A 238-nucleotide genomic window follows, 5' to 3' on the forward strand; every position below is an offset into this window, starting at 1 on the left:
TCGAAGTATCGGCCAGGAAGTTCCGTCCGCGACGGTTGGTGAGTTCCGTCATGGTTAACTGGTGGCCCGCCACTTCCACGGTGGAGCCCGGCGACATGCGTATGTTGCGTTCGATGTTGTAGTTCGAGACGACGGCAACGCCCACGATGGTCAGCGCAATGCCCACGTGGCCCAGCACGATTCCCCAGTAAGTGAGCGAGAGCGTACGCAGCCCGGCGACGAACGAGCTGGCGTGGAG

At 62.2% G+C, this 238-nt stretch carries 1 pseudogene; it reads right to left on the reverse strand.

The window, feature by feature from the left end:
* Positions 1 to 238: pseudogene (locus R0J87_RS24475) on the reverse strand (heme lyase NrfEFG subunit NrfE); the annotation flags it as partial.

Origin of the sequence: Halomonas sp. SIMBA_159 (assembly GCF_046536035.1) — a bacterium.
GTDB classification, from domain to species: Bacteria; Pseudomonadota; Gammaproteobacteria; order Pseudomonadales; family Halomonadaceae; genus Vreelandella; species Vreelandella venusta_A.